The sequence below is a fragment of the Arthrobacter sp. 05T410 genome, assembly GCF_056396505.1.
Genome location: NZ_JBFTLP010000039.1, coordinates 1 through 6,986, shown reverse-complemented (window position 1 = coordinate 6,986; position 6,986 = coordinate 1). Strand labels below are relative to the sequence as shown.

Here is a 6,986-nt window from a genome sequence, read left to right as displayed (position 1 = left end):
GCCACGTATCGATCYAGCCAGTCGTAGATCTCAGTGAGCGGCTGTGGGCGGAGGGAGTAAACCCGCCGTTGCGCTTCTTGGTGCACCTCGACCAGACCCGCTTCTCGCAGCACCCGCAGGTGCCGCGAGACACCCGGGCGTGCAATCGGTAGGAGCGCTGCCAGTTCACCCGCGGTTGCCGGGCCGTCAGCAAGGGCCTCCAGCATTCTCCGTCGGCTATCATCCGCGAGGGCTTTTAGAGCGGCTTCCATGACCCTTCTGTACCAAGTCGGTTACGTACCAGTCAAAGTACTTACGCCGCCTTCGATTCCATCCGGACCGGCCTTCCGCCGCATCCATCCACTGGCGAATCCAACGTTGAAGGCGGTCACAGATAACCGTCGCAAGTGCCCGGCGGGTCACCAAGTGGGGCCAGAAATAGCCGTCCTGTCTCTGGAAAACGTGCGGGGGCCCGGCCGTGGAGTCCCGAGGCCGAGAGGCTTCACAGCGCTTACTCAGGGGCTACAGAGACAATGTTGATTCTGGTGTGGAACGGTAGACGCCACTTGGCACCTGGCCCGTCGGGAGCCGGGCCAGAGAGAAAGCCGGAACCGATGAGCCGGAATGTCGCAAATTTCCTGGGACTAAGCCGTGCGGCACGTCCCGCGGCGCTGATTCTTGCAGCCATCCTCGCCGTGGCGGCCACGGCCTGTGAGCCCACCCCGCCAGGAGGCGCGCCATCGCCGGGGCAGGGAAAGACAACGGCCACCCCCGGCACTCCTACGACAACCCCCTCCGCACAATCCACACAGGCCGCGGGGAAGCCCGGCCACGTCTTCGTGATCAATCTGGAGAACCACGACTACAACGAGGTCTGGGGTGCCAGTTCGGTGGCCACCTACTTGTCGAAGACCCTGCGCGCACAGGGCGTGCTGCTCTCCCAGTATTACGGGACAGACCACAACTCCCTCCCCGACTATCTGGCCCAGATTTCCGGGCAGGGTTCGAACGCCATGACGCGCGCCGATTGCCCGGTATATGCCGGGTTCAAACAAACCGGAACATCCGAACTGGCCCAGGTGCAGGGCACCGGCTGTGTGTACCCGGCCTCGGTTCCGACGCTTGCAGGCCAGCTCAGTTCCGCCGGCAAGACCTGGAAAGGCTACATGGAGGACATGGGCACTCCCTGCAAGCATCCCGAGCCCGGCTCTAAGGACGACCATCACAAGGCGAAGGAGGGCGACCAGTACGCAACGCGCCACAACCCGTTCGTGTATTTTGAGGAAATAACATCGTCCCCGGACTGCCAGAACAACGTGGTGGACTACACCCACTTCGCTGATGACCTGAAGTCCACGGACACGACACCGAACCTTTCCTACATCACACCCAACCTGTGTAATGACGGGCACGACAGCCCCTGCGTCGACGGGAGCCCGGGCGGTCTCGAAAGCGCCGACGGCTGGCTGCAGCGGCAGGTTCCGGCCATCCTGGACTCTCCGGCCTACAAACAGGACGGGGTGCTGGTGATCACCTTCGACGAAACCGAAGCCAAGGCCTCCGGCCCGTCGGGAGTCGCCGGGGGCACGGCGGGCGGTCGGGTCGGGGCGCTGGTGATCTCGCCGTTCACCAAGGGGGGAACGACGTCGGACACGATGTACAACCACTACAGCCTACTTGCCAGCATCGAGGACATCTTTTCAGTACCCCGGCTCGGATACGCCGCGGCGCCGGGCCTGAACAGCTTCGGCCCGGACGTCTTCAACGCCCGGTAATCGCCCGTCTCACCGAATCCCCACGCACCGCCGTTTCCTGGTCCCGGGGCTCCCACATGGCAAGAAAAACCGCAGTTTCAGAATCTACTGTTGCGGTCTGGCACAGCAGCGCACCGGCAGGCTCAAGGCATATTCCCCGGCCAACCTGCGGTGCGGCTGAGGGCAGCGCTTGAGACGTTGACCGGGGTTCGGGACGGGGAGACTATTGTGGGCACAGGATCAACACCTTCCGCGCGGCGCACGCCGCGCGGGGACTGTCACGACCGTTGTGGCAAGGAGTCTGATGCGCCGGAAATCGCTGTTGCTGGGCATGACCATGGTCTTTGCGGTGCTGGCCGGTCTCGGCGGCAGCCAGCCGGCCGGTTCCGCTGGCTGGTTGCCACCCGTTCGCCACGTATTTGTGATCGCGCTGGAGAACGCGTCCTTTGCACAGTCGTACGGCCCCAACTCGCAGATCCCGTATCTGGCTCAACCGCTTCGAAGCCAGGGCGTTTTGCTAAGCCAGTACTACGGGACGGCGCATTACAGCATGGGGAACTATATGGCCATCCTGGGCGGTGTCGCCCCGAACGCGGATATCCAGATGGACTGCCCTGAGTACCAGGACATGCTGCATCCCTCCGAGGCACCCGGAGGCCAGGTCAAGGCCGCCGCCGGCTGCATCTTTCCCGCCCCGGTACCCACCTTGACCGCTCAGCTCACGAGCAGAAGTCTGTCCTGGAAGGGATACATGGAGGACATGGGCAACATCCCAGGCCGGGAAGAGCCCACCTGCGGGAAGCCGTCCCTGGGCCCCGGATCCGCAGACTTGACGCAGAAAGCCACAACCGGCGATGCCTACGCAGCCCGGCACAATCCGTTCCTCTATTTCGCCTCTGTCGCCCCCACCCCCGCATGCGCCGCGAACGTACTTTCCCTGGCCCGGCTGCCCCAGGACCTGGCAACCGTCTCGACCACGCCTAATTTGTCCTTGGTCTCCCCGAGCCTGTGCAATGACGGACACGACCAGAGCTGCCCGGGCCAGGCGGCCGGCCCGGGAGCCGAAGATGCATGGCTGCGGACCTGGATCCCGCGGGTCATGGCGTCCCCCGCCTATCGGCAGGACGGGGCCATCATCATCGTCAACGACGAAGCCGGCGGCGATACCAGCGCATGCTGCAGGGAACCCTCCGGACCGAACGTCCCCTATCCCGGGCTGCCGCCGTCCGCTGCACAGGACGGAACCTTCGCCGCCGGGCCGGGCGCCGGAAAGGGCGGGGGCCGCGTCGGCGCGCTCATCCTGTCCCCCTTCGTCAGACCCGGAACAACCAGCGCGAATCCCTACAACCACTACTCGCTCCTGAGAAGCATCGAGGACCTGTTCGGGCTCCCCCACCTCGGTTACGCCGCCACCCCCGGACTCGCCAGGTTCGGCACCGACGTCTGGGCAGTAGTCCCCTCCGCTACCAGCCCCTGACGACAGCGTGGGCGCCGCTTCCGAAGCAGAGGAGGAGGTACTCAATGCGGTCCGGTCCGACCCGTGCCTTGGTTCGGTCTCCCTGAAGTTCAGGCAACAGGGACGAGACCCCGTCTCGTGGTAAGCACCGGTCCCATTCCTCTCCGTTCGGATTACCCTGTTGGCAAGAACTTCAAAGAGGAGGGCCCAATGAGCGACCCGGATGAACTTGCCGCCATCCAAGCGCGGCTCGCTGCGGACGAGAGCGAATACGCGGACGGGGTCGTCGACCAGAACGTCCGGGACCGGCGCTACCTCCTTTCAATGGTGCGGGAACAACTGGCCCGGATCGAGAAGGTGGAATCCGTGGCATCCGACTTCGCTGAGCGGGGCGAGCGGATCGAAGAGCAGTTTGACGGCAACGGCTCCAACCACACGATCCGGGCTGCGGGTCTGGGCGACGGGTACCGGGAAGCTGCCCGGACGATCCGCGCCGCGTTGGATCCAGCGGTGAATAAGCCAGACAGCGACACAACAGCAACCCCGATCCTGAAGCGCCCACCCGAACACCAGCTTCAAGCGGGCTCCCCGCCGCTGCCACCGGAGACTCTGGCAGGATAACGGCCCGAATGCCCTCATCGAATGCCCTGCGATCCGGGGCGTACCGTCGCCCCCCTGTTGCTGCCCTGCGCGCGGTGTTCGCGCAGAACCGGGGAATCCTGGCAGATATGATTGCCGAGGCGGACGGTATTGGGGGCCCGGCGCGGGTGAAGAACCGCTGTCCCTGGCGCGGCACTCCATGCTGCTGCTTCTCGCGGCTGGCTTCAAGGGCCATCAGGACCGGGCGGAACGGGCACTCAGGGCCTGAGCCGATCAGCTAACCCTGAGACGGGCGCCCGGAAAGGCCAAGGAAACCTGCAGGTCAGCGCCCTACTGTTGCGTCGTGGCACAGCAGCCCAGGCAGGGGCACGCCACAGCGTCATTTCTCCCTCAGAATGACGATTAGCACTCCAGAGACCGTCTCCATCCTCCGCTGATGATGGAGATGGCCTGAGGGGCAACGCGGCGAAACAAACCCGCCGATGAGGAACGCCCCGCGGTGCCGCCGGCCGTTCCGCAGACGACCGTCTACGAAACCCCAACAACGAGGGGCGCAAGACGCTGGATGCCTCCTCTCACGGGCAGAGTCCGCAATCTACCTAACGGATGGAACCTCTGGTCTCCCGCCCCGCTCCGGACGGCGGCGTTGACAGGTTCGAAAGCGGTACCGCTGATTTAGTCCGCTGGCCGCTGGCCCGTACGCCCGCCGCCGGGCAATCCAGGACCGGCCGGCGCCGACATCACAACAGCCGAGTTGTCGTCCGAATCATGACCTACAACACACAAACAACCGGCGAGTTCGAAGAGGCTGATCTTGCGGCGGAATGGTGCGCCGAACGCGGTACCGGTGCTGAAGCCGAGTTCCATGGGTGGATCAGGGATGTAAGCCCGGGGACGGCGCTAACCAGACAACAACAACTAAGAGGCCCCCCAAAGCCGGGCTGCGATACGACGATCCATGACCTCTGACCTACGGAACCTCAGGAGCTGACGTTCGCCCATGCTGCTGTGTGCGGCTATTACGCGCTTCCCTGTTTTGTTTAGCACCCCAGACCCGGCCAAATCGTACCCACAGCTAGCCTTGGCGCCAACCGACTGTGATGATTCATTCGGTTGGCCGTCAGGGTGAATATGTCAGGCCGAATGCAGCCCATAGGTACGGCCAGAACGGCACCCACCTGCGGGGATACTGCCGGGCATTCGACGAGGATGCCCGAGCTCTCGTTGATGTCAGGCTTTCGGAATCGCTCTCTCTGTATTGACTATTGAAGGTACCGGTAGACGGTGGCGCGGGAGACTCCGAGCATCTTGCCGATGTCGGAGGCACTGATTCCTTTGTCCTTGAGCTCCCTGACCCGTACAGCGGCAGCGTCGTGGACCTTGCGGGGCCTTCCGCCGTGGCGGTTGTTGGCCGCGGCCGCAGCGAGGCCGGCCCGGGTGCGTTCGATCATCGTGTCCCGCTCCAGCTGCGCAAAGGCGGCCATGATCGTCAGCATCGCGGTCCCCATGGGCCCGGTCGTGTCCAGCCCTTCAGTGACGGACCGGAAACCCGCTCCCCGTTCCCGGATGTCTTCGATGATGTCCAGGACGTGCCGGGTGTTGCGTCCCAGGCGGTCCAGCTTCCACACAGTGAGTACGTCGCCGGTCTCCAATCGGTCCAGGGCTCTGGAGAGCTGAGGGCGTTCGACCGTGGATCCGCTGACGCCGTTGTCGGCGAAGGTCCGGGTTGCGCCGGCGGCCTGGAGTGCCGTGAGCTGCAGATCAACGTTCCGTTCAGTGGTGGAAACCCTCGCCTACCCGATAATCGCCATGGACGTCCCCACATTCTCTTAAAGCCGAGCAATTTACCGTTATGGGACTATCGGTTGTTGGACGGGTTTTGAGACAACGATAGTCCGTGCCGAACCGCAGGATCCTCGACGTTTCTCGCACGACCTCAAAAACGGCCGGCCGTCTCAGTAATGGATCGTATTTGAGATGCCAGATGGGTGCTCGATGCCACGTCCAACAGGCCACCTGTGGGCACCGCGACCGCAAGGGCGAACCGCTCTACGCCGCGCGGCGCACCCTCCATACTGGGTGCGTCAGAGACGGCGACACGCGCAGGTTCCACACGACCCGACGCTTGTGTTACGGGAGTGACTGGCATTCCAGACAGCGAGGCGACCACAATGAGGTTATGGACCCGATCGATCCAGATCTGGCGCTAGCCTTTACCAGCGCCGCGGCCGTCGGTTCGTCGATGATCCGCGCCTTCCGCATCGACGACGCGAAAGCCTGCACGCGGCTTTGCCGCAGAATCCTTCTCTTCGCAGCCGCTCCCCCGCCCTCAGACCTGGCCGGGATGGTCCGCGCCCTTTCCGGCCTGGACAACATCTTTGCCGCCTTGGGTCTCCTGACCCGCCGCCTGGCCCCGCTCGGGACCGCCGACGCCATACACCTGCGCAACGCCGATGCCGCCCTCACGTCGCTCCGCGATGTTCTGGGCTCCGGCTCGGCTGCCGACCTTCACCCCGCCTGCACTCCGGCGGGCTCCCGTCGACAACTCACGGGAACCCGCCCATCAGCTGCACCGGCACGGCCGGGACGCCCTGGCGCCGGCAGAACTGCCCGGCCATCGTGAACGCGGGCCGCACTTAGCAGGACGCAAAATGCCCCCGTACCGGTTGGGGGATCGGTACGGGGGCATTCACTGCTGGCCACGCCGCCACTTGGGGGAGGTGTGGCGGGGACTCATTAACCATAAATCCGGAGAAGTGCAAGTCAAAAACGTCGCCGGGTATTACGAAGGACGGACGGCACATCGGCGGGAGCGCGGCCCGAGGCAGTGATTCCGGCGCGGTACACGGCGTTCGGCCCGGGACGCAACAATCGCCAGGTGCTGCCTGCGCGCTCCCCCGCAGCGAGTGTCAGGGTTACCCCTTAGACCTTGCCGGCAGAGTGTCAGGCAATGTCGCGGCAGACTCCAGCCTGACGCAAATGCCCTAAACGGACGGTATTGGAGTCGGCCATCGAACATCCGTCATTCAGAGGTCCTGCTGGGAACCGCAGCCCACCCTGGACCCTGACACTCCGGACCCCGGAAGTCACGAACTCCGGGAGTCTGTCTGTACGTGAGTCACAGAGTCGGTGATTACCCCCTTCAGGCGCCGACCATGCAGTCCCGGCGAGCTACTTCCGGACCGCGTAAGTCTGTC

The 6,986-nt window shown here is 64.4% G+C and carries 5 protein-coding genes and 1 pseudogene; 4 read left to right on the top strand and 2 right to left on the bottom strand.

Translation table 11 applies throughout. From position 1 onward, the window contains the following. Positions 1 to 251, bottom strand: a 251-nt coding sequence (locus tag AC1DFR_RS22235; RefSeq protein ID WP_476874434.1) for an ArsR/SmtB family transcription factor, incomplete at its 3' end; no start/stop codon positions are given. 342 nt (positions 252 to 593) lie between these two features. On the opposite strand from AC1DFR_RS22235, the gene AC1DFR_RS22230 reads away from it, so the two are divergent. The 3 genes from AC1DFR_RS22230 to AC1DFR_RS22220 all read left to right on the top strand — a co-directional run bounded on the left by AC1DFR_RS22230 (position 594) and on the right by AC1DFR_RS22220 (position 3,810). Further along, entirely contained in the window at positions 594 to 1,754 is a 1,161-nt protein-coding gene (locus AC1DFR_RS22230) for an alkaline phosphatase family protein (RefSeq protein ID WP_476874489.1), read from the top strand. Positions 1,755 to 2,037: 283 nt separating this feature from the next. Next, the gene (locus AC1DFR_RS22225; protein WP_476874488.1) at positions 2,038 to 3,210 is read left to right on the top strand and encodes an alkaline phosphatase family protein; all 1,173 of its coding nucleotides are present in this window, start codon (positions 2,038 to 2,040) and stop codon (positions 3,208 to 3,210) included. A 189-nt stretch (positions 3,211 to 3,399) separates the two neighbouring features. Beyond that, the gene (locus AC1DFR_RS22220) at positions 3,400 to 3,810 is read left to right on the top strand and encodes a hypothetical protein (RefSeq protein WP_476874487.1); all 411 of its coding nucleotides are present in this window, start codon (positions 3,400 to 3,402) and stop codon (positions 3,808 to 3,810) included. A gap of 1,241 nt (positions 3,811 to 5,051) precedes the next feature. Here the strand turns inward: AC1DFR_RS22220 and AC1DFR_RS22215 are convergent. Continuing rightward, positions 5,052 to 5,570 (bottom strand): annotated as a pseudogene (locus AC1DFR_RS22215) (recombinase family protein); the annotation flags it as partial. A 398-nt stretch (positions 5,571 to 5,968) separates the two neighbouring features. Here AC1DFR_RS22215 and AC1DFR_RS22210 point away from each other — a divergent pair. After that, positions 5,969 to 6,412: a hypothetical protein gene (locus tag AC1DFR_RS22210; protein WP_476874486.1), complete on the top strand. Its 444-nt coding sequence runs from the start codon at positions 5,969 to 5,971 to the stop codon at positions 6,410 to 6,412. Positions 6,413 to 6,986 lie beyond the last annotated feature (574 nt).